19 protein-coding genes, 1 other RNA gene and 1 other annotated feature are annotated in these 23369 nt (G+C 47.6%); of the genes, 4 read left to right on the top strand and 16 right to left on the bottom strand.

Annotation, left to right across the window (positions count from 1 at the left end):
• Positions 1-207 precede the first annotated feature (207 nt).
• Positions 208-627: a cysteine metabolism transcriptional regulator CymR gene (gene cymR / locus V1501_RS15340; protein WP_409289446.1), complete on the bottom strand. Its 420-nt coding sequence runs from the start codon at positions 625-627 to the stop codon at positions 208-210.
• Between the two features lie 202 nt (positions 628-829).
• Here cymR and V1501_RS15345 point away from each other — a divergent pair, with 202 nt between their 5' ends.
• Positions 830-2119 (top strand): replication-associated recombination protein A, encoded by a 1290-nt coding sequence (locus V1501_RS15345; protein ID WP_409289448.1) that lies wholly within the window; start codon positions 830-832, stop codon positions 2117-2119.
• Positions 2120-2153: 34 nt separating this feature from the next.
• On the opposite strand, the gene V1501_RS15350 is transcribed toward V1501_RS15345, so the two are convergent.
• The 5 genes from V1501_RS15350 to V1501_RS15370 form a co-directional block, all read right to left on the bottom strand.
• Entirely contained in the window at positions 2154-2927 is a 774-nt protein-coding gene (locus V1501_RS15350) for a ThiF family adenylyltransferase (protein ID WP_409289450.1), read from the bottom strand.
• 220 nt (positions 2928-3147) lie between these two features.
• Positions 3148-3331, bottom strand: a non-coding RNA gene (gene ssrS / locus V1501_RS15355) — 6S RNA.
• A 59-nt stretch (positions 3332-3390) separates the two neighbouring features.
• Positions 3391-5166, bottom strand: coding sequence for an aspartate--tRNA ligase (gene aspS, locus V1501_RS15360; protein ID WP_409289452.1), 1776 nt, complete (start codon positions 5164-5166; stop codon positions 3391-3393).
• 13 nt (positions 5167-5179) lie between these two features.
• Positions 5180-6451, bottom strand: coding sequence for a histidine--tRNA ligase (hisS, locus tag V1501_RS15365; RefSeq protein WP_409289454.1), 1272 nt, complete (start codon positions 6449-6451; stop codon positions 5180-5182).
• 108 nt (positions 6452-6559) lie between these two features.
• Positions 6560-6790 (bottom strand) — a binding site (T-box leader).
• Positions 6791-6851: 61 nt separating this feature from the next.
• Positions 6852-7028 carry a hypothetical protein gene (locus V1501_RS15370; RefSeq protein ID WP_409289456.1) on the bottom strand — a complete coding sequence of 59 codons (177 nt, stop codon included), beginning with the start codon at positions 7026-7028 and terminating at the stop codon, positions 6852-6854.
• Between the two features lie 140 nt (positions 7029-7168).
• Between V1501_RS15370 and V1501_RS15375 the strand changes: the two genes are divergently transcribed.
• Complete coding sequence (locus tag V1501_RS15375; protein WP_409289458.1) at positions 7169-8779, top strand: N-acetylmuramoyl-L-alanine amidase; 1611 nt, start codon at positions 7169-7171, stop codon at positions 8777-8779.
• 203 nt (positions 8780-8982) lie between these two features.
• On the opposite strand, the gene dtd is transcribed toward V1501_RS15375, so the two are convergent.
• The 7 genes from dtd to V1501_RS15410 form a co-directional block, all read right to left on the bottom strand.
• Complete coding sequence (gene dtd, locus V1501_RS15380) at positions 8983-9429, bottom strand: D-aminoacyl-tRNA deacylase (protein ID WP_409289460.1); 447 nt, start codon at positions 9427-9429, stop codon at positions 8983-8985.
• Positions 9430-9440: 11 nt separating this feature from the next.
• Positions 9441-11630, bottom strand: a complete 2190-nt coding sequence (locus V1501_RS15385; RefSeq protein ID WP_409289462.1) for a RelA/SpoT family protein — start codon at positions 11628-11630, stop codon at positions 9441-9443.
• Between the two features lie 325 nt (positions 11631-11955).
• On the bottom strand, positions 11956-12468 hold the full coding sequence (locus V1501_RS15390; RefSeq protein ID WP_409289464.1) for an adenine phosphoribosyltransferase: 513 nt from the start codon (positions 12466-12468) through the stop codon (positions 11956-11958).
• The gene (recJ, locus tag V1501_RS15395; protein ID WP_409289466.1) at positions 12459-14816 is read right to left on the bottom strand and encodes a single-stranded-DNA-specific exonuclease RecJ; all 2358 of its coding nucleotides are present in this window, start codon (positions 14814-14816) and stop codon (positions 12459-12461) included. Before recJ ends, V1501_RS15390 begins: the two co-directional genes overlap by 10 nt.
• Positions 14817-14878: 62 nt before the next feature.
• Positions 14879-15226, bottom strand: a complete 348-nt coding sequence (locus V1501_RS15400) for a lipopolysaccharide assembly LapA domain-containing protein (RefSeq protein WP_409289467.1) — start codon at positions 15224-15226, stop codon at positions 14879-14881.
• 307 nt (positions 15227-15533) lie between these two features.
• Complete coding sequence (secDF, locus tag V1501_RS15405) at positions 15534-17789, bottom strand: protein translocase subunit SecDF (protein ID WP_409289469.1); 2256 nt, start codon at positions 17787-17789, stop codon at positions 15534-15536.
• 225 nt (positions 17790-18014) lie between these two features.
• Complete coding sequence (locus tag V1501_RS15410; protein WP_409289471.1) at positions 18015-18314, bottom strand: post-transcriptional regulator; 300 nt, start codon at positions 18312-18314, stop codon at positions 18015-18017.
• A gap of 157 nt (positions 18315-18471) precedes the next feature.
• Here V1501_RS15410 and spoVB point away from each other — a divergent pair, with 157 nt between their 5' ends.
• Both spoVB and V1501_RS15420 read left to right on the top strand, forming a co-directional pair.
• A complete protein-coding gene (gene spoVB, locus V1501_RS15415) occupies positions 18472-20040 on the top strand; it encodes a stage V sporulation protein B (RefSeq protein ID WP_409289473.1) in 1569 nt (522 codons plus the stop codon).
• A gap of 140 nt (positions 20041-20180) precedes the next feature.
• Complete coding sequence (locus V1501_RS15420) at positions 20181-20564, top strand: TIGR04086 family membrane protein (protein ID WP_409289475.1); 384 nt, start codon at positions 20181-20183, stop codon at positions 20562-20564.
• A gap of 209 nt (positions 20565-20773) precedes the next feature.
• On the opposite strand, the gene yajC is transcribed toward V1501_RS15420, so the two are convergent.
• Genes yajC through queA form a run of 3 tightly spaced genes read right to left on the bottom strand, consistent with a single transcriptional unit; the run spans position 20774 to position 23279 of the window.
• Complete coding sequence (gene yajC / locus V1501_RS15425; RefSeq protein ID WP_409289477.1) at positions 20774-21064, bottom strand: preprotein translocase subunit YajC; 291 nt, start codon at positions 21062-21064, stop codon at positions 20774-20776.
• Between the two features lie 18 nt (positions 21065-21082).
• The gene (gene tgt, locus V1501_RS15430) at positions 21083-22222 is read right to left on the bottom strand and encodes a tRNA guanosine(34) transglycosylase Tgt (protein ID WP_409289479.1); all 1140 of its coding nucleotides are present in this window, start codon (positions 22220-22222) and stop codon (positions 21083-21085) included.
• 28 nt (positions 22223-22250) lie between these two features.
• On the bottom strand, positions 22251-23279 hold the full coding sequence (gene queA, locus V1501_RS15435; RefSeq protein ID WP_409289481.1) for a tRNA preQ1(34) S-adenosylmethionine ribosyltransferase-isomerase QueA: 1029 nt from the start codon (positions 23277-23279) through the stop codon (positions 22251-22253).
• Positions 23280-23369: the final 90 nt, after the last annotated feature.

Here is a 23369-nt window from a genome sequence, read left to right on the forward strand (position 1 = left end):
TCTATTAATTAAATATTGACTGTTTTCTCATTTATTTTGCCTTTTGAACAAGAAAGTTGATTTACGTTCAGGCGCTCACTTGGAGCGGGGCGGGCGCGAGCCTCCCCGGCTTTGCCAGCGGGGTCTCACCAGTCCCGGATATTCCGACTTAAGAAGCGAAAAAGCTTTTTACAGAACTCCAAAAACAACAATCTTTTAGTAAAAATCCTAAATATAAAACATATAAGAATCTGTATTATCGTTATCTGAATAGCTCGCCAGATCCTGGAGGGTGGTGTTATCTAGTACATCTTTTACAGCATCGCGGATTTTTATCCACAATTCACGCTTTGCAGGCTCTTCATCCTCTATTCCCTCCACCGGGCTGATCGGTCCTTCAAGGACACGGATGATATCACCGGATGTGATCTGTTCGGGGTCCCTCCCAAGCAGATAGCCGCCGTATGCCCCGCGTATGCTCTTTACAAGTCCTGCGTTCCGGAGAGGAGCAATGAGCTGCTCCAGGTAATGCTCCGATAAGTTGTGCGTTTGTGCAATGGCTTTCAGGGAGGTCGGGCCTTCCCCATGCTTTTTTGCAAGCTCAATCATAATTGTGAGGCCATATCGGCCTTTAGTCGAAATCTTCATTTTCTGCACCTCTGCATAAAGTTTTAAATATATATTCGTAGCGGGTTTTCGCTATTGTTAAAATAATGGTCAAATGCACCTGAAATTATAGCATATCCCTGAATTCGATGCATTTTAAGTTTAACATAATGTATGGTAAAGTTAATAAAACAGCCAGATATATTGTGCTTGGCCTGTAATCGTTCACTCGGAGAGATATGATATGAGCATTAAACCGCTGGCCTTCAGAATGAGGCCCAAAAACATAGATGAAATACTTGGACAGCAGCATCTCGTAGGGGAAGGCAAGATCATCAGGAGGATGGTCAAGGCTAAACAGCTGTCTTCCATGATCTTATACGGACCTCCAGGTGTCGGGAAGACGTCCATTGCCTCTGCCATAGCCGGAAGCACAAAGTTTGCCTTCCGCACGCTGAACGCAGTGACTCATAACAAAAAAGATATGGAAATCGTTGCACAGGAGGCCAAAATGTCCGGCAGGGTCATTCTCCTCCTCGACGAAGTGCACCGGCTGGACAAAGCCAAGCAGGATTTTTTGCTTCCCCATCTGGAAAGCGGAGCCATCACCCTGATTGGTGCTACAACCAGCAATCCTTACCACGCCATCAATCCAGCCATCAGGAGCCGATGCCAGATCTTTGAGCTGAAGCCATTGGAGCCTGAGGACATCACGGCCGCCCTGAAACGGGCAGCTGCCGATGAGGAAAGGGGCCTGGGGTCGGTACGCACCCGGATTTCCGAAGATGCCTACCTCCATCTTGCTTCAGCCTCAAATGGGGATGTGAGGAGCGCACTGAACGCGCTGGAGCTTGCAGTACAGTCAACAGAGCCGGACGAAGAGGGATTTGTAACGGTAGATTTAAAGGCCGCCGAAGAATGTATCCAAAGAAAGAGTTTTTCCCATGACAAGGGCGGGGATGCCCATTATGATGTCCTGTCCGCCCTTCAAAAGTCCGTGCGCGGCAGTGATGTGAATGCTGCCATGCATTATCTCGGCAGGCTGATCGAGGCTGGCGATCTCGTCAGCATAGCAAGGAGGCTTGTGGTCATGGCTTATGAAGATATCGGTCTTGCCAACCCCCAGGCAGGGCCGCGGACGCTCTCAGCAGTGGAAGCGGCTGAACGGCTCGGGTTCCCTGAAGCACGTATTCCTCTAGCCAATGCCGTGGTGGAATTATGCCTGTCTCCAAAATCGAATTCCGCTTATCTTGCAGTGGATGCAGCCCTCTCGGATATACGCGCCGGGAACTATGGGGAAGTGCCTGATCACCTGAAGGATGCCCATTATAAGGGAGCGAAAGATCTAGGGCGCGGCACCGGGTATCTTTACCCTCATGATTATGAAAGCGGCTGGGTCAAGCAGCAGTACCTCCCGGACAAGCTGGCCCGGAAGAAGTATTACAACCCAAAGAAAACCGGCAAATTCGAGCAGGCTCTCGGAACGGTATATGAAAAAATAGAAGGCACGGGCTCACTTCCGAAAGGAAAATAAGCCCGTGCCTTGTTTTTATGAATGCCGGGAGACCTTACTGAAAGCTCTCCCCATTAACCCTTTGAATCTCAATGTCCTCCAAGATATCCCTGATGACCCAGCTTGCAGCAATCAGCCCGGCTACTGACGGAACAAACGCATTTGAAGAAGGCGGCATTTTTGCCTTCCTGATCGGTGCCTGGTCATTTCCTACTTCCTTGCGCACTTCTTCCCTGATTACAATCGGGCTTTCATCGGAAAAAATGACCGGAATCCCTTTTTTGATTCCTTCCTTCTTCAATCGTGTCCGGATTACCTTCGCAATAGGGTCTGTATGCGTTTTGGAGATATCAGCAATCTGGAACCGGGTAGGGTCCATCTTATTGGCTGCACCCATGCTTGAAATGAGTTTAATATTCCGTTTCAGGCATTCTTTCATCAAGTGGATCTTGTAGGAAATCGTATCCGAGGCATCCACAACATAATCAAGTCCATAACTGAAGAATTGTTCATATGTCTCTTCAGTATAAAACATTTTGAGAGATATAACTTCACAATCAGGATTGATATCTTTTATTCTTTCCTTCATTAAATCTGCTTTAAATTTTCCGACGGTAGATAAGAAAGCAATATTCTGCCGATTGATGTTCGTGATATCCACATCATCCTTATCGACCAAAATTAGTCTCCCGACTCCGGACCTTGCCAGCGCTTCCGCCGCAAACGAGCCCACTCCCCCGATGCCAAGCACTGCCGCTGTAGTATTTTTCAGTATATCGAGCCCTTCTTTTCCTATTGCAAGCTCATTACGAGAAAATTGATGAAGCATCGTCTCACTCCAATGTATGTTTATCGTCTTAAATATACCATATATGTTCTTTTACACAAAAAAAAGAAATGAGAAACTCCCCTCAAGCCCCGCTCTTCCCGGGAGATAGATCCCAACTCACTTTGAACGTCAGTTACAGAAAAACCGGCTTTCAGCCGTCCCAGCAATGATAAAAACCCGTGCAATGGATGCACGGGTTTTCATATCCGTATGTATTGTGCAAAGTCCCGATCGTGCCGTCAGTGCCATAGTTTTGAACCCGCTCTCAGCAGGTGGGTGCCCTGTTCCATGCATTTATAAGTCCTTTACGAAAAAGGCATGTATGCAGCATGGAAACTCGTGCTCCCGAAACTATAATTGTTCGGTCAAAACGTATAGAAGGAAAACGAACACATCAGGACTTTGCTATTGATGTAATTCTAACACAGGTGAATGACCGTTTCAAGAAATGCTTCCTGGGCCTTTACTCACTTTTTTCAAGATTTAGTGCGAGGCGCAGTTCATCGAGCTGGGCCTGGCTGACACGGTCCGGCGCTTTTGTCAGAAGGTCGCTCGCGCTTGCTGTCTTAGGGAAAGCAATGGTATCCCTGAGATTTGTCCGGCCTGCAAGGAGCATGACCAGCCTGTCCAGGCCGAGCGCAATTCCGCCATGCGGCGGTGTGCCATATTCAAAGGCTTCAAGCAGGAAACCAAATTGTTCTTTTGCTTCTTCTGCCGAGAAACCAAGCACCTCAAACATTTTCATTTGAACATCACTTTCAAATATCCGGAGAGACCCGCCGCCAAGTTCGTACCCGTTCAACACAAGATCATAAGCCTGCGCCTTTACACTGCCCGGGTCTGTTTGAAGCATTTCCAATTCTTCCCGGACAGGCATCGTGAACGGATGGTGGGCCGCAAAATACCGGTCAAGCTCTTCGTCATATTCAAGCAGCGGCCAGTCTGTGACCCAGAGAAAATTGAATTTGCCATCATCGATCAGGCCTAATTCTTTTCCAATCTTCAGCCTGAGAGCTCCCAATGCATCGGCTGTGACATTTTTTTTGTCAGCCACAAACAAAAGAAGATCTCCAATCTCAACGGCCAGTGCTTCTTTGAGCTGATCCTGTTCTTCTTCCCCGAAGAATTTTGCGATTGGACCCTTAAGTCCATCTTCCTCGGCCTTCAGCCAGGCAAGGCCTTTGGCGCCATAAATGGAGGCAAATTCGCCAAGCGCATCGATATCCTTGCGTGAATAATTGCCGGCAGCCCCTTTGGCATTGATTGCCTTCACCTCGCCGCCGGCTGCAACTGTACCGGAGAACACCTTAAAGCCGCTGTCTTTCACTAATCCGGATACATCAGTCAATTTCATTTCAAATCGGGTATCAGGCTTATCAGAGCCATAATACTTCATGGCATCGGCATAGGTGATGCGCGGAAGCGGAAGGGAAAGTTCAACTCCCTTTACCTCTTTCATGACCTTGTACATCATCTGTTCGGACAGATGGATGATATCCTCCTGGCTCATGAAGCTTGTTTCAATGTCAATCTGGGTAAATTCCGGCTGCCTGTCTGCACGGAGGTCTTCATCCCTGAAGCAGCGGGCAATCTGGTAGTACCGCTCGAAGCCTGAAACCATCAGCATCTGCTTGAAGAGCTGCGGTGACTGGGGCAGTGCATAAAAACCGCCCTCATGTACACGGCTCGGCACAAGATAATCACGGGCACCTTCAGGTGTGCTTTTAGTCAGGATAGGAGTTTCAATATCAAGGAATCCTTCTTGATCCAGGAAATCTCTTACTGCCTTTGTAACCTGGTGGCGCATCTTAAAGGTTTCATACATGACCGGGCGGCGAAGATCAAGATACCGGTACTTAAGCCGGATATCTTCTGCCACTTCTGTGCTGTCGGCAATCACGAATGGAGGGGTCTTGGCTTCATTCAGGATGTTTACACTCTCAGCCTGGACCTCAATTCTTCCCGTCTCCATATTCGGGTTAATGGTCCCTTCGGCCCGGGCAGCGACTGTACCTTGAATATCCAGTACATACTCATTCCGGATCGATTCCGCCGTCAGCAGGGCATCCTGCGAATGATCGGGATTAAATACCACCTGGACAATCCCTGAGCGGTCACGCAGGTCGATGAATATAAGCCCGCCAAGATCGCGGCGCTTCTGTACCCAGCCCTTAAGGCTGACTTTTTCGCCAATTGCTTCTTCTGTTACTTCTCCACAAAAATATGATCTGCCAAACATTACTTTTCCTCCCTTATTCTTGAAGCCTTCTAAATTCTTCAGAGAATGACGCCAGGCTTACCACCGTCTGCTCCCCTGTTGCCATGTTCTTGAGGCTGATTTCATTCTTCTTCAGCTCATCGTCGCCCAGGACAGCTGTAAATCTTGCCTTTTGGCGGTCAGCAGCCTTGAACTGGGCCTTCACTTTACGATCCAGATAATCACGGTCTGCAGAAAAACCTTCATTCCTCAGCTGCTGTACCAGCTTTACCGTATAATCCTTTGCATCCTCACCAAGGGAGACAAAATAGCAGTCAAGGCCTTGTGCTATCGGAAGCTCGATTCCTTCGGCCTCCAGAGCGGAAATAAGACGCTCGATGCTTAGTCCAAAACCGATCCCCGGAGTCTCCGGCCCGCCAAGGTCCTCAACCAGCCCGTTATAGCGCCCTCCCCCACAAAGGGTAGTGATGGCACCAAAGCCTTCCGCCTCGCTCATCACCTCAAATGCTGTGTGATTATAATAATCCAGTCCACGCACAAGCGTTGGATCAACTGTAAATTCGATTTCTATTTGGGACAGATACTTCTTCACTTTTTCAAAATAAGCTGCCGAAGCTTCATTGAGATACTCCAGGATGGAAGGAGCCGTCTTCATCAGCTCATGGCCCCTGTCCTTTTTGCAATCAAGAATCCGCATCGGATTTTTCTCAAGCCTTCCCTGGCAGTCTGAACAAAATTCATTGATCCTCGGGGCGAAGTGACCAATCAGCGCTTCGCGGTGTTTTGTCCTGCTTTCCTTGTCTCCGAGGCTGTTTATTACTAATTTTAGTTTTTTCAAGCCCAGTTCCTTATAAAGGTTCATGACCAATGAAATAACTTCCGCGTCCATTGCTGGATCCGCACTTCCGAGAGCTTCCACTCCAAATTGGACGAATTGGCGGTATCGTCCGGCCTGCGGGCGTTCATATCTGAACATGGGTGCAAGATAGAATAACTTGACCGGCTGATTTGCAAGTCCAAACATTTTATTTTCCACAAATGAACGGACTACCGGAGCCGTTCCCTCCGGGCGCAATGTGAGATCCCTTCCCCCTCTGTCCTGGAAGGTGTACATTTCCTTTTGGACGATATCTGTTGTGTCTCCCACACCTCTAAGAAATAAATCTGTATGCTCAAAAAGCGGGGTTCTTATTTCTGAGTATTGATACCTTCGGCTTAATTCTCTTGCTTTGCTTTCAATATACTGCCAGATTTCTACCTGTCCTGGCAGGATATCCTGTGTTCCCCGCGGAATCTGTATAGACATATAGCCCATTCCTTTCCTACTTGCTTTTATCTTTCTTCAGGAGAGAACGTTTAAGGAGACAGGGAATGCATGAAAAAAAAAAAACCCTCGGTCCCCTGTAAATAAATTACAAGGGACGAGAGTTTTATTCCCGTGGTGCCACCCTGGTTGAAGCATAAATGCTGCTTCCACTTTTAACAGTTAACGCCTGCATACGTTCATCCCCTACTAAGACATCCTTTTCAGGGCGAAGCCTACGGAGTGTTCTTTCATTAAGCCATCAGTAGAAATGCTTTCAGCCGCGGCATTTCCTCTCTTGTCATCCGGTTCTTAATTACTCTTCCCCATCATTGGTTTAAGCCAATATGTATTTTCATTTATTAAATAATAATACGTACGAGCATTTTCAATGTCAAGGTATTTATGATCTTTCCAGGCGTTTTTTCAAATTCTTCACGCCCCTCACATTTAATCCGAACTCAGATGCCAGTTCCACCATGGAGGAACTTTCCTCTTTCTGAATAAAGTCATGGAAGTCCACTCCGAATAATTGAGCACTTCCGCTTCCGCTGTGCCTGTTTTTTTCACTGTACCTCATTTGGCTGCCTCCTGTCATTATGCCGGAATTTCTCGTCAACCCTAGCCTTTCCCAATCACCTGAATTATTTTCATTTTCCTGAGAGGTTTTTTTATTTAGGAGATAGAAAGAGAAATAAAGCAAAAGTCAGGAGGATGCTTGTGAACAAATTTTTCTCGATATTTCTTTCGCTGCTAGTGACTGCTGCTGCATCAGCGCCGTCCATTTCTGCTGAGCAGCCTGCCACAGTCCTTGGGGCGCAATCGTGGGCGGCTGGATGGGCAGAGTGGGGTTTCGGGGCAGCCGTAAGCCTAAAAGGAAATGAAACCAGGAGAATAGCCGAGGTTGCAGCAGACACTCTGCGCATCCGCAGCGGGCCCGGGGCTCAGTCTGGCATCATCGGCAAGCTTTCGCGCGGAACTCGTGTGGAGATTAAGGATCAGAACGACAAATGGTTCAGGATTCAAATCGGCACTCTTACCGGCTGGGCGGCCGCCGAATTCCTGAAAGAGGAGCATGGAGTGACTTCACCGGCAGGCGGCTCCGCAGTCAGCCTGATTGATTATCTGAATGTAAGAACATCCCCCTCCACATCAGCCAGTATCATCGGCAGTATAAACCGAGGGGAAACAGCCGTGGTAACCCGCCTGGCAGGCGATTGGCTGGAAATCGAATACAAAGGGGAGGCCGGGTGGATATCCAGGGAATATGCCAGGCTTGAGCAGGGTTCTAAATCCGTGCCTGCAGAAGATGAAGATAATGAGGAACTGCCTCCTTCCTCAACTGCTGTCATTCAGGCAGACAGCCTCCAGGTCAGGAGTCAGCCTTCCCTGGAAGGGAAGGCGGTTGGGACGATTTACAAGGGTTCATCTTATTCCATCCTGGACAAAGAAAACGGCTGGATCAAGCTCCAATATGAACAGGGCAAGAAGGGCTGGGCGGCTGGCTGGTTCACTTTAACCAGCGGGGACACCCAGCATGCTGCCATGCCGGGAAACATAAAAATCAAGATTTTATATGATCGTACAAACTTAAGGAAGAGTCCAGACTCTTCAGGTAAAATCGTAAAAAGAGCCAGGGAGGGGGAAATATATAAAGTATCCGCCATCCAGGGTAATTGGTACGAAGTTTTGCTTAAGGATGAGAACAGGGCGTATGTCCCAGGCTGGATGGCAGACCGCCTCAGAGAGCCGGTGCCAAAGAAAACAGGGAAGGATAAATTTTTGAAACACAAGGTGATCGTGATTGACCCTGGACACGGCGGCAGGGACAGGGGCACTACTGGGACAGGAGGGACATTTGAAAAGGACGTCACCCTTTGGACGGCGCTTCTGGTTTATGACCGTTTAAGGGCGGCGGGAGCTGACGTTATCCTTACAAGAACACTGGATACATTCATAGAATTGGATGCGAGAGTGGATATATCCCATTTAAAGAACGCCGATGCCTTTATAAGCATTCATTATGACAGTGCGGATGGATCGGACAGCCAGGGCTTTACCTCGTTCTATAACTATGGCAATCAGAAAACATTGGCAGAAGAACTGCACTCTTCCCTCGCCTCCCTGCTGCCATTCCCGGACCGGGGGATCCGCCAGGAAAACTATCATGTTATCCGTGAAAACAAGCAGCCGGCAGTACTGCTGGAACTCGGCTATCTGAGCAATCCCGCCGAGGAGCTGGCTATCCTGGACAGCAGTTTTCAGAAACAGGCTGCTTCAGCTATATTTGACGGGCTGGCAAGTTATTTCAAAAACCAGGCGCAAAATTGAACAAAAACCAAATACAAGCATTCAGCTCGCCGCCTATGCATGAAAAGGAACTTGGACATGAGCAGGAACAAGCATAGTAAGGCAAGGCAGGAATGCCAGCAAGATGAATGATGTTCACACATAGCTGCAGAAAGCCTTATGATATAGCAGCTATACCCCTTGTCCGCAAAAAAAACAGGCTCCTATCACAGGAACCTGGCGGGTTATTTTTCTTTACTATCCAGAATCAAGGTCACCGGCCCGTCATTCACAAGGCTCACTTCCATCATGGCCCCAAATTGGCCCGTTTCAACTGTAACCCCTTTTTCCCGCAGCATGGTATTAAAGGCATCATAAAGAGGCTCTGCCTTTTCAGGTCTGGCGGCACTCATGAAATTGGGCCTTCTTCCTTTTCTGGAATCTCCATAAAGGGTGAATTGGAAAATGGAAAGAATGGAACCGCCTTTATCGAGCAGGGATAGATTCATTTTTTCATTATAGTCTTCAAAAATCCGGAGATTCACTATTTTTTCGGTCAGATACGCTGCGTCCTCCTCTGTATCCTCATGCGTAATGCCCACAAGGAGGACCAGCCCGCTTTCAATCTCACCGGCAATCTTCCCTGAAACTGAGACGGAAGCCCTTTTAGACCTCTGCAATACCACTTTCATAGTAAGACTCCTTAGTTCATTATTCTTCTGACTGCATAAATATCATGAATCTGCTTTATTCTCTCGACCACCTTCTGCAGGTGATTAACATTATTGATGGAAATCGACATGTTGATGATGGCCACCTTGTTGCGGTCAGAACGTCCCGACACTGCCGAGATATTCGTCTTTGTTTCATTCACTGCCTGCAGTACTTCATTTAACAGCCCGCTTCTGTCATAGCCGTTAATTTCAATATCCACATTATATTCCTTCCGTTCGTTCAGTCCGCCTTCCCACTCAACAGGGATCAAGCGGTCTTCTGTATCTTCACCTGCCAGGTTCGGGCAGTCAGAACGGTGAACGGATACACCCCGCCCTTTTGTGATGAAACCGACTATATCATCGCCGGGAACGGGATTGCAGCACCTTGAAAGACGGATCAGCAGGTTATCGATATCCCTGACGCGGACTCCTGATTCCTTCTTCCTGCTGGAAGGAAATTTCTTCAGCTCAGAAACCGATTCAGCAAGGGCCGTTTCCTGTTCCTTTTGCTTTCGCCATTTGTCTGTTAGGCGGTTTGCAAGCTGAAGTGCGGTGATGCCATTATATCCAACAGCGGCATACATATCTTCTTCATTGGCAAAGTTGAATTTCTCGGCCACACGTTTGATATTTTCAGCCGTCAGGATTTCCTTCAGATCAAAATCCATCCCGCGAATTTCCTTTTCGACAAGTTCCTTGCCTTTTTCAACATTTTCATCCCGCCGCTGTTTTTTGAAAAATTGCCGTATTTTATTTTTCGCCTGTGATGTCTGGGCAAGCTTCAGCCAATCCTGGCTCGGACCATATGAATGCTTGGATGTCATAATTTCAACGATGTCGCCTGTCTTCAGCTTATAATCCAGGGTCACCATCTTTCCATTCACTTTGGCACCAATGGTTTTGTTCCCAATCTCAGAATGGATGCGATAGGAGAAATCAATCGGCACAGACCCTGATGGTAGCTCAATCACATCTCCTTTAGGAGTAAATACATAGACCATGTCCGAGAAAAGGTCAATTTTCAAGCCTTCCATAAACTCTTCAGCATTGACAGCATCGTTTTGGAATTCAAGGATTTCCCTGAACCAAGACAGCTTATTGCCAAGCAGTGAAGGAGCATCGGCCTTCTTGTCCTCTTTATACGCCCAGTGTGCGGCAATCCCGAATTCTGCAATTCTGTGCATTTCGGTTGTCCGGATCTGCACTTCCAGTGGATCACCTTTTGGTCCAATCACAGTCGTGTGGAGAGATTGATACATATTCGGCTTTGGCATGGCGATATAATCCTTAAAACGTCCCGGCATAGGCTTCCAGCACGTATGGATGATGCCAAGGACCGCGTAGCAGTCTTTAATATTGCTTACTACAATCCGGACAGCAAGCAGATCATATATCTCACTGAACTGCTTATTCTGCAGAGCCATTTTCCTGTATATGCTGTAGATATGCTTCGGTCTGCCTGATATCTCGGCCTTGATATGAACGTCCCCGAGCTCAGCTTTCACTTCATCGACGACTCCGTCAAGATACTCCTCGCGCTCTGCCCGCTTTTTCTTCATCAGATTGACGATGCGGTAGTATTGCTGCGGATTAAGATAGCGGAGGGCTGTATCCTCAAGCTCCCATTTGACCTTCGAAATACCAAGCCGGTGTGCAAGGGGCGCGAAGATTTCCAGGGTCTCGTTTGAAATCCTGCGCTGTTTTTCAATCGGCAGATGCTTCAGAGTACGCATATTATGAAGCCTGTCAGCCAGTTTAATCAGGATGACCCTGATATCCTGTGCCATGGCGACAAACATTTTTCTGTGATTCTCGGCCTGCTGCTCTTCCTGTGACTTATACTTAATTTTGCCAAGCTTTGTCACTCCATCCACAAGCATGGCTGTTTCTTCTCCAAAGGCATCCTTCAGGTCTTGAAGAGTCACTTCGGTATCTTCAACCACATCATGTAAAAAACCGGCAGCAATAGTAGAGGCATCCATCTGCAAATCTGCAAGGATTCCCGCTACCTGTACCGGGTGGATGATGTATGGCTCTCCTGATTTCCGGAATTGGTTCCTGTGGGCATGCTCGGCAAACTTAAAGGCTTTATCCAAAAAGTCTGCATCTTCGGCACCGAGATATTCCCTGGCCCTCAGTATTACCTGATCAGCGCTTAGTATTTGTTCATTAGCCATTCAATCACCTTTTTATATATGAATTATCCGTCTAGATAAATAAAAGCCTTTTGTCATAGCACTATTTTTCTAATTGTACTTATTATTAAAAAAAAAGAAAAGGATGTAAAGGGAAAATCGCCCTTTTTGGCATACTTCACATAATTTGCCTGTCAATTTTGGACAATATATTTAATTATCCGCCCTTATTTTGCAAATTGCAACAAAAAACTACAACAATAAAAAGAAAGGACCGGCCCCCTCGCTTGCCAGGAGACAGCTGATATTTCAGCGCACCTGAATCTGGCAAAACGCGGGGGCCGGCCCTATGTGGATATGACCCAGATTAATATTTCATCAATGTCAGGATATCGTATTTATCCAGCTTGTTTCTTCCATCAAGGTAAGAAAGCTCGATTAGGAAGGCAATTCCAGCCACAACTCCGCCAAGTTCCTCGACCAGCTGGATCGTCGCCTCAATGGTGCCTCCTGTAGCAAGCAGGTCATCCGTGATCAGGACGCGCTGTCCCGGCTTGATGGCATCCTTATGGATGGTCAGCACATCCTTGCCATATTCCAGTCCGTATTGAACCTTGACTGTTTCACGCGGGAGCTTGCCTTCTTTGCGTACAGGCGCAAATCCTAAGCCAAGGGAATAAGCTACCGGACAGCCGATGATGAAGCCCCTGGCTTCCGGGCCGACAACGATGTCAATTTCCTTTTCGCGTGCATATTCAACAATCTGGTCTGTAGCATATTTATAGGCTTCACCATTATCCATAAGGGTGGTGATGTCCTTAAACTTAATTCCCGGCTTTGGCCAGTCAGGAACGATTGTTATAAATTGTTTCAAATCCATTGTTTGTTTTCCTCCTCAAGGAATGCGGTATCTTCTATTAATTGATTAAACTTATCATATAATTCACGGTATGTGGAATAAAGCAGTTCCTGCTCCAGCTCAAACTGCTCCTGTTTTTGGCGGTAGGCAACAGAATCACCCAGATCCCGTTTTTTTACACTTTTATTGAGAGTAATCAATCCATTGTTTATTTTAACAAATTCTAATTCAAAAAACACCTGCGACATGAATTCTACCGTTTCTTTCGTCCAGCCCCGCTGCTTCGCTAACTGTCCGCCGTGGGCCCTAAGGTCAAAGGAGTCCCTTTGGGCAAGGAAGGCGTAGAACCATTTGAAGTGTTCCCTGGATGGCCTTGTGCTGAAGAAATGGCTCTGCCTTTGCTGGAAGTGGGCATAAATCCGGTGCGGCTTATGCCCTGCCAGTAAAGCAGCCAGGGAGTCCCGATCCTTTGGCATATCAAAGAGAACAATATTTTTGCCGTCAATACCATGAGCAGATGCTGAAGGATCAAAAAGAACAGCCTGACTTTCCCTGCCCGGCGGGAGGCTGGTGAGTGTTTCCTGGTTAAATACAATGATACGGAAATCCCCCGCTCCAGGTACATCCAGCCATTTGGCCGGGGATACTCCCCTGCAGTCAAACAGCTGCCAGCTGCTGACCGCAATGTCGGATAAGAAGATCTGGGGCTTTCTGACATTATTCCACTCATTGACCGACAGTTCTCCAATAACTGATACTTTGGAAAAAGGTGAGATATGGTCATATTGTTCCCCAAGGCCGAATCCCACTCCGTCCAGTACCGCCCTGCCATCATTCAGCATAATCTTAAGATGATTTTTGTCTGCTCCTATTTTTTTAATGGACTCGATCGGAACGGAATCAATCAAAACCCTGGGCTTTGGATTCCCCATCCCAAAAGGAGAAAGCATGGCTATTTCTTCAATGGCTGAAAGGGAGATTTCATCGAGAGCTATTTCACTGTCCAGATTTGTTATGGGAATGAAATCTTCGTCGGTCATCTCTTCGTAGGCAAGCTCATTCATCCGCATTCTGAGGCTTTCCACATCACTGAGCTGAAGAGTCATTCCTGCGGCCATGGGATGTCCGCCGAAATGAGGAAGAATATCCCGGCATTTTGACAGGTTCGCGAATAAATCAAAGCCCTGGATACTTCTTGCCGAACCTTTGGCAATCCCCTTTTCCTCGTCAAAGCTGAGTACAATAGCTGGACGATAGAATTTATCCACAAGCTTTGATGCTACAATACCCACGATGCCAGGGTTCCAGCCGGATTTTCCGACAATGATTACTTTATGCTCGCTTGCCGGGAAGTTCTCTTCCACTTCCTTAACGGCTTCTTCAACGGTCCGGCTTACAATCGCCTGGCGTTCTTTATTCAGTTGATCAATCTCTGCTGCAAGGAGTTCAGCTTTTTCCCCGTCAATTGTAAGCAGCAGTTCAACTGCAGGATTTGCACTGCCCAGCCTTCCGGCCGCATTGATCCTCGGGGCGATTCCAAACCCGATCGTTTCCTCATTTACAGAGTCCTGCCTGCCATTTGCCTTTTTCAGGATGGCTTTCAATCCCGGGCGGTCCGTTTTTTGGAGCTGTCTGATGCCTGCAGCGGCGATCAGCCTGTTTTCACCAAATAAGGGCACCAAGTCTGCTATTGTCCCGATGGCTGCAAGCTCAAGCAATTCCTTTGGCAGCCTGCCGGTCAATGCATGAGCAAGCTTAAATGCCACCCCCACCCCTGCCAGCTCCTTGAATGGATATGTACTCCCAGGAATTTTAGGATGTATAAGTGCAAGGGCAGACGGAAGAACCGGGCCAGGCTCATGGTGGTCCGTTATGATATAATCTATGCCGGCATTTTTAAGAAAATCCGCTTCAGCTGTGGCGGATATTCCTGTATCAACAGTGATAATCAGGCTTGCTCCTTCCTTCACCGCTCTTTCAAATGCAGGAATATTGGGTCCATAGCCTTCCGTAAATCGGTTCGGGATATAGTAGCGGATATCTGCTCCCAGCTGTTTGAGCGTAATCATAAGCACTGAGGTGCTGGTGACTCCATCTGCGTCATAATCGCCGAAGATCAATATACTTTCTTTATCTTGAATCGCTCTATGTATCCGCTCGACAGCCTTTTCCATGTCATTGAAAAGGAAGGGATCATGGAAGGGCTCATCTTCACTAAATAAAAAAGACCGTGCCGAATCAGCATCTTCCAGTCCACGGTTCACTAATAATTTTGACACAAGAGGTGTGATCTTTAACTGTTCCGCTAATTCTTGCACTCTCTCAGTATTCACATCTTTCAGGATCCAGCGAGTTTTTGATTTAAGCATACATTCACCCCTTAACCTCCCTTATTATACAAAAGAGACCAAGGGGTTTCAATGCAGAATATTTACCTCCTGTCAGCAGCGTTCCCACCGCTGTACAAGGCTTGTTCCTGTTCTTCCACACTATCCGGGGCGGACGTCTGCCTCTCGGCCAATTCGAGCTGCACTTCCTTTTCGTCCCGTTCCTGCTTCAGCCTGCGGATTTCCCGCCTTTGGGAAAACACCCTGATCAGGCCAAGCGACCCGGCAATGATCCCTCCCATAAAAGCAGAACTGAGAATCACCAGAATAAGAGGTATACGGGAAGTGCCAAACACATAATTCACCGTCACGCTGTCAACATTCACCACAGCAAATACGGCCACAACCAGTGCAAATGCCAGTGCTATTATAAAAGTCCACTGTGTTTTCATAGGTCCACCTCCATAGAATGGGTACCTTTCTCATTTCCCCTGTTTTCACAGTTAAAAACCTGGACCACAAGAAGGCTTTTGGAGCATAAACCAACATGAGTTTTCTCATTGCAGCCACGCTTAGAAAAGAACCGGGCCATGAGCAGGAACAAACACTATAAGGCGGTGGAGCGGAAGTAAGGCGCAGACAGGAATGCCAGCAATATAAAAGAACAACAAGCTGCAGGGAGATTTTTGTCAGCTCCGCCCCTATTCCACAGAAAAAAGACCCGCACAGGCAGCAGCCATATGCGGGTTCTTTATCGTTTTACACCTGTGGTTCCGAGCTCGTCTTCTTCTTTTCTACAAAAGTCTGCAGGGAGCCTTTTTGTTTAAGCTCTTTTGTTTTCAAGTCAAGCCACAATTGTGCTGCAATGAAGAGGGAGGAGTATACACCGCAGATCAATCCCATTAAAAGGGCGAATGAGAAATTGAAGAGTGTCTCACTTCCGAGCAGCAACAGGGCGATGACCGGTATTATGACCATGAGCACCGTATTGACGGAGCGTCCGAATGTCTGCCGCAGGCTCAAATTCACAATGTCCTGAAGTTCCTGCGGGGTTTTAATCTTACGTTTCCTCTTCATATTTTCACGGATCCGGTCAAAGGTTACAATCGTATCATTGATTGAATAACCTACGATTGTCAGGACTGCCGCAATGAAGGTAATATCCACTTCCATCCGGATCAGACTGAATACTGTCACAATGAAGAAGGCGTCGTGCAGCAGCGCAAGCACTGCCGGGAAAGCCATTTTCCATTCATATCTCAGTGTTACATAGATGATAATTCCAAGTGAGGCGATCAGGAGAGCGTAGAAAGCATTCTTCGCAAGCTCGCGTCCAATAGTCGGCGATACAGTGCTCACCGTCGGATCGCTGCCGTATTTATCCTCAATGCCTTTTTTGACCTTGGAAATCTCCTGTTTATCCATGACCCCTTTCAGCCTGACGACAGCCGTCTTATTTCCTTGCCCGGATAAGACGATATCATCAGCTTCAAAACCGAGGGATTCAAATTCATCCTTGACTTCGCTCGCTGTAAGGGCTTTGTCCGATTTGAGCTCCACCCTCGTCCCGCTCGTGAAGTCGATGGCAAGATTCAGCTTGAACACCAATAGGAAGATAATGCCCAGAACCGTCAGAATGATGGAGAAGGCATAAAACTTCTTCCGATGCTTGACAAAATCAATCCGGTCAAAGCGGGTCGGCATGCTGAACGGATCCGTGGAATCCTTGAGATCATGGATGTCCTGTTTACGGACGCCGAACCAGCTGAACTTCTTATTAAGGAAATTGCTCTGAATCCAAAGGTTCATCAGGATCCTGGACAGGAACACATTTGTAAAGAAACTCAGCAGAATGGCGATGATAAGCATGGTTGCAAACCCTTTTACAGAGCTTGTACCGTAAACAAACAGCACTCCCGCTGCCAGGAGCGTGGTTAAGTTCGCATCCAGGATCGTAATGAAGGAGTTCTTATTACCCGCTGCGAACGCTGATTTAATGGTACGCCCGAGCTTAATTTCATCTTTGATCCGTTCATACGTAATAATATTCGTGTCAACGGCTATCCCGACACCCAGCACAAGTGCCGCGAGGCCAGGCAGGGTCAGAACACCCTGCATAAGCTGGAATATGAGAAGTGTTAGATAAATATATGCGGCAAGGGTAATAATGGCGATAAAGCCCGGAAACCGGTAATAGACAAGCATGAACAGGAAAATGGCGGCGATGCCGATGATTCCTGCTTCAATGGTCTTATGCAGTGCTTCCTCCCCGAATTTTGCCCCAACGGATGTTGAATATTTTTCATCCAGCTCCACCGGGAGCGCCCCGGCGTTGAGGAGGTTGGCAAGCTCTGTCGCTTCCTCCACCTTGAAGCTGCCCGTAATATAGACAGTTTTCGAATCAATGATTTTAGAAACTCCTGGAGCTGATATCATATTGTCATGTGTATCAGCCTTCTGGTATGAATCTTTTCCTTTCTCAAAGTCAAGCCAGATGGCAAGAACATTCGCACCCTGAGGCAATTGGGAAAGATTTTGTGTGATATCCTTGAATTTCCCGGCGTCCTTCAGTGTAACTTCTACTGCCGGGGAGTTTTCATAAAAGGTTTGTTTGGCTCCATTTGCCTTCAGGTCCGCCCCGCTCAGCAGCACCTTATCATTGTAATCCCGGAAGGTAAGCTTTGCCTGGGTGGAAAGGATTTCACGTGCCTTGTCCTGGTCCTTCACCCCCGCGAGCTGCACCCGGATGCGGTCCTTTCCTTCTATCTGAATGTTCGGCTCACTCACTCCAAGGACGTTGACACGCTTTTCAAGCGCGCTTGCCGTACTTTTCAATGTGGCTTCTGTGACCTTCTGTCCTTTTTCAGGCTTAACTTCGTACAGGACTTCAAATCCGCCCTGCAGGTCCAGGCCGAGGTTAATTTTATTCAATATACTGTTGGATGTAGTACCTATCGTTGCAAGCATGGCCAGCAACAAGATAAAAAAGGCAGCTATCCTGGCTCTTTTTACCATTTTCTGTGTTTGCCTCCTCTGTATTCAATCACTTTAAAGCTGTTTTAGACCATATGTATGCCCTGCACCCCTCCTGACCCTATGAAGATAAAACTATCTAAAGAAAGCCTGGCGCCTGCCAGGCGTTGTCTCGCATATTTACCTTTTGCTGGCAGTAAAAACCATCACAAAGAACATTATGATTCAATTTAAATTCAGTGTCAATTTGCTAATTTTAAAACATGACTAAAATAACAGGTCTTTCAGCTCTTTTTTTCCCTCTGCACTGAAAATAGAGGGCTGCTTAAAGGCTTCAATCGTTGTAAAATTCATAAATTCACTTACTGTAAGGGAAAGAATGTCCTCTACAACCTCAAAAAGGCGGATGTCTTCCTTCGGCTTCTTCCATTTCTTTTTGGTCAGGTAGAGCCACAATTCGGCCTCCCCCACTTCCCCATAACCAAGCAGGGAAAATTCGTCCAGCTTACTGTCCAGTGCCGGTCTGACCTTCTCTCTATAATGCTGATATGGATGCTCTGCACTCATATGAAACGCTCCATTCTTTCTGTTATTTATAGCGGGACAGCTGGTTACGTCCCCCTGATACGAGAGTTTTTAAAATGGCCTGTCATGCTTTGTCCACCCTGCTGCATATAGTTAATTGTATATGAATTCACTATTTTTGAGAAGGCAGGGATTGTCGTTGTCAAAGTTTTTGAAAGGAACCATGATTCTTCTGGCAGCTGGCTTGATTACAAGAATTCTTGGATTTATTAATAGAATTGTCGTCGCCAGATCCATAGGGGAAGAAGGCGTGGGGCTGTTCATGATGGCCTTCCCGACCCTCATCCTGGTCATCTCTATCATACAGCTCGGCCTCCCTGTTGCCATTTCAAAATGCGTCGCCGAAGCATCGGCAAGCAATAATGAAAAAAAGGTAAAAAAGATTCTTGTCGTTTCACTGAGCACCACCCTCGGGCTGAGTATCCTTTTCACCCCTATTCTCGCAGTCTGCGCACCCGTCCTGTCCAAATACCTGTTTACCGATTCACGCATCATCTATCCCCTGCTTGCTATGGTGCCTATTATTCCGATCGTCGCTGTGTCTTCGGTACTCAGGGGATACTTCCAGGGCAGGCAGAACATGAAGCCGGCCGCCTACTCCCAGGTGCTCGAACAGGTTGTCAGGATATCGCTTGTCGCATTCCTTACTGTTAAGTTCCTCCCGTATGGAGTGGAATATGCCGCAGCGGCGGCCATGAGTGCGAATGTGATTGGAGAATTGGTATCGCTCGTGTATCTTCTTGCCATGTTCAAGCTCAAGAAACATTTCCGCTTCCGGCGTAACTTCTTTCAGGCGGTTAAGTCAGGAAAAAGCACATTCCAGGAATTGATGGAAGTAGCACTCCCCACAACGGGGGGACGGCTGATTGGGTCGCTGTCATGGTTTGCAGAACCTATAGTGGTGGCACAGAGTCTGGCTATGGCAGGTGTTGCGTCCTCCCTGGCCACGAGACAGTACGGGGAATTGACAGGATACGCCCTGCCGCTTTTGATGCTGCCTTCCTTTGTGACCTATTCTCTATCCACTTCCTTGATTCCGGCCCTGAGTGAAGCTAATTATTCGGGGAACTCGAGGCTTGTCGAGCACCGGCTGCAGCAATCACTCCGGTTTTCCTTCTTGACCGGCGCCCTTTCCGCCGCCATCCTGTACATCCTGGCCGATCCGCTGATGGAGGCTCTGTACGGAACATCGCATGCGGCGGTATTTATTAAGTTCCTGGCACCGTTCTTTATCTTTTCCTATTACCAGGCCCCGCTGCAGGCAGCCCTGCAGGCATTAAACATGGCCAGGGCCGCGATGTACAACAGTTTGATCGGCGCCATCTTAAAGACAGCCGTTATCTTCATCTTTGCCTCCCAGGAAGCCTTCGGAATCATGGGTGCCGCAGCCGGGATAGCAGTCGGCACCGTGCTCGTGACGATGCTCCACTATGCGACCATCATGAAAAAAATCAATATGAGCATCCATATAAGGCCTTACTTTTTCACCTTTCTCATCCTTGTCCCTGTCTGTGCAGCCGGACACTGGATTTATTACCACCTGCTGAATGATACAGCTGCAGCAATCCGCCTCCTGCTTGCTGTCGGGGTGATGGCCCTCTTATTCATCATATTGATGTTCCTGTGCAGACTGATGAGCCGGGAGGAAACAAAAAGAATTCCGTTATTCGGAAACATGCTGCTTGCCTTATTTTACAGACGGCTATGATTTTAAAAGCTTGGACTTCTAATTGCCGATTCATATGAATATGCATGTAGGGAAACAGGGGATGCAGGCCGCTGCTGTAAGTCAAACAGACATAAAATGCAGCAGCATGACTTTTATATTTATTTGAGGGAGTGGGACAGGTGGAGTCTAGGAAAATAGGGAGCGCAGTACTTTTCGGTGTCGGTTCAATTTTCACAATGGCAGCATTGGCCAGTTTGATCTTTTCCATATTATTAAGGTTCACATCATTGACTGAAGCCTCCTTAACATATCCGGTTATGATTGTTTCCTTTATATCCATGTTCATTGGAGGCTTCATTACCGGCGGCAAGGGAAAAAGGCAGGGCTGGCTCATTGGCGGGGGGACGGGCCTGCTCTACAGCATTATCATTTTGCTGTTTCAATACCTGGGGCATGATTCACTCTTTTCACTGAAACAGCTGATTTACCATACCTGCTTTATAGTCACCTCCATGATGGGTGCAATCCTCGGGGTCAATATTAGTACAAGTTCGACTAAATAAAAACGACTGTTTTCGCATACATTGCGACTGCTGAACAAGAAAATTGATTTCCGCTGCAGGCACTCCATTGGAGCTGCGGGAGTCTCGCACCTTACGATGCAATCAACTTGTTTAATCAATTAAATCTCCTCACAGCACTAATTAAAATAATAATCTTTAGAAAAGTGCAAAAAAACAGCGGCAGCCCCGGAGGGACAGCCGCTGTTCTTTTATTTTTCCAGTGAAACACTTGCTTCCTGTGCTTTTTCCGTTACTTCCCGGACAGCCGCACGGTCATATGTAAGCCTGCTTCCGTCGCCGCAGCGGACGACCATCTTGTTTTCATCAAGAGAATCCACAATTCCATGAAGCCCGCCGATGGTGACAATCTTGTCTCCCTTTGCAAGACCTCCCTGCATGGTCTGAACAGCTTTTTGACGCTTTTGCTGCGGACGGATCAGCAGGAAATAAAACAATACAAACATTAACAGCAATGGCAGTAATGAACCTAATGAACCCATATTTCCAACCTCCTTTGATTAAAAATTCTTGGCATCCGGTTTATTGAAGCCGTAGCGCTCAAAGAATTCTTCTCTGAAGTCGCCAAGGCGGTCTTCCCTGATAGCCTGTCTGACTTGCTCCATTAAGTTTACCAGAAAGTGAAGGTTATGGTAAGTCGTTAAACGAATTCCCAATGTTTCTTCACAGCGGATTAAGTGGCGGATGTAGGCTCTTGAATAATTCTGGCAGACGTGGCAGCTGCAATTTTCGTCAAGCGGACCGAAATCTCTGGCATACTTGGCGTTCTTTATGACCACCCTGCCGCCGCTTGTCATCAGTGTGCCGTTCCTTGCTATCCGGGTCGGCAGTACACAGTCAAACATATCAATTCCTCTTATAGCACCATCAATCAGAGAATCCGGAGAACCGACACCCATCAGATACCGGGGCTTGTCCGCCGGCAGAAGCGGAGTGGTGAATTCAAGCACCCTGTTCATGACATCCTTTGGCTCACCCACTGAAAGACCGCCGACAGCATAGCCTGGGAAATCGAGCGAAGTGAGATCCATCGCACTCTGTCTGCGCAAATCTTCATATTCTCCGCCCTGGACGATTCCAAACAGACCCTGGTCGTCCGGCCGGCCGTGAGCGCTCAGGCAGCGTTCCGCCCAGCGGGAGGTCCGTTCAACAGACTTCTTCATATATTCATGGGTAGCCGGAAATGGCGGACATTCATCAAAGGCCATCATGATATCAGAACCGAGATCATTTTGAATCTGCATCGCTTTTTCAGGCGAGAGGAACAGCTTGTCCCCGTTCAAGTGGTTGCGGAAGTGGACTCCCTCTTCTTCAATCTTCCGGAATTCACTCAAACTGAATACCTGGAAACCGCCTGAATCTGTGAGGATGGCCTTATCCCAATTCATAAATTTATGCAGGCCGCCCGCTTCCCTTATAAGGTCATTGCCGGGCCTCAGCCACAGGTGGTAGGTATTGCTGAGGATGATCCCCGCTCCCATGGCTGTGAGTTCTTCAGGCGACATGGTTTTGACCGTCGCCATTGTTCCCACCGGCATAAACACAGGCGTCTCAAAGGAGCCGTGCGGAGTATGTACGATCCCGAGCCTTGCCCCCGTCTGTTTGCATGTTTTAATATGTTCGTATCTAATAGGGTTCACTCTTGTATCTCCTTCCAATGTGCCTTGCTTATTTGATAAACATGGCATCCCCAAAGCTGAAGAAACGGTAGCGTTCCTCTACAGCCGCATTATAAGCTTTTAAAATATGTTCTCTTCCCGCCAGCGCACTCACAAGCATAATGAGTGTGGATTTCGGCAGATGGAAGTTTGTAATCATTCCGTCAATTGCCTTGAACTCATATCCTGGATAGATAAATATATTCGTCCATCCTGAATCTTCTCTGAATTCCCCGCCGCTTTTTGCTGCTATGGATTCCAGGGTCCTTGTCGAAGTGGTGCCCACTGTGATGATGCGCCCCCCCTCTTCCTTCACCTGATTCAAGAGCCTTGCGGTACCCTCTGTCATTACATAATACTCGGAATGCATTTCATGCTCATCCACATCCTCGGCACTGACCGGCCTGAAGGTCCCAAGTCCGACATGCAGGGTGATAAACGAAATATGGACCCCCATCTCCTTGATTTCCTCAAGGAGCTGTTCAGTGAAATGAAGGCCCGCGGTCGGTGCGGCGGCAGAGCCGCGTTCCCGGGCGTACACGGTCTGATAACGGTCCTGATCCTCCAGCTGTTCTTTAATATAAGGCGGCAGGGGCATCTGGCCGAGCTCTTCCAGCACCTCATAAAAGATACCTTCATAGCTGAAGTCAAGGATTCTTCCCCCATGGTCGCCAAGTGCTTCGCACACTGCTTTGAGCCTGCCTCCCCCAAAGACGATTTCTGTTCCTTCTTTAATCCGTTTGGCCGGTTTGACCAGCGCTTCCCATTTATCGCCTTCCTGCTGTTTCAACAGAAGCACCTCTATCTTGGCGCCTGTATCCGCTTTGACGCCAAGAAGCCTTGCCGGGAGCACTTTTGTATCATTAAGGACCAGACAGTCGCCAGGCCGCAGATAATCTTTAATATTTTTAAATACTTCATGGCTGATTTCACCCGTTTCTTTATCAAGAACCATGAGCCTGCTTTCCGCTCTCTGTTCTAGTGGAGTCTGGGCAATCAGCTCTTCAGGCAAATGAAAATCAAATAAATCTACCTTCATTTTTTACACTTCCGTTCTTTGCAGCTTCTATAGGCCGGCTGCCCGCCGGCAAGATTCAGCATACCATATTCATGCTCTCATTATACAAAT

It is taken from the genome of Paraperibacillus esterisolvens, assembly GCF_046237625.1.
GTDB lineage: Bacteria > Bacillota > Bacilli > Bacillales > DSM-1321 > Paraperibacillus > Paraperibacillus esterisolvens.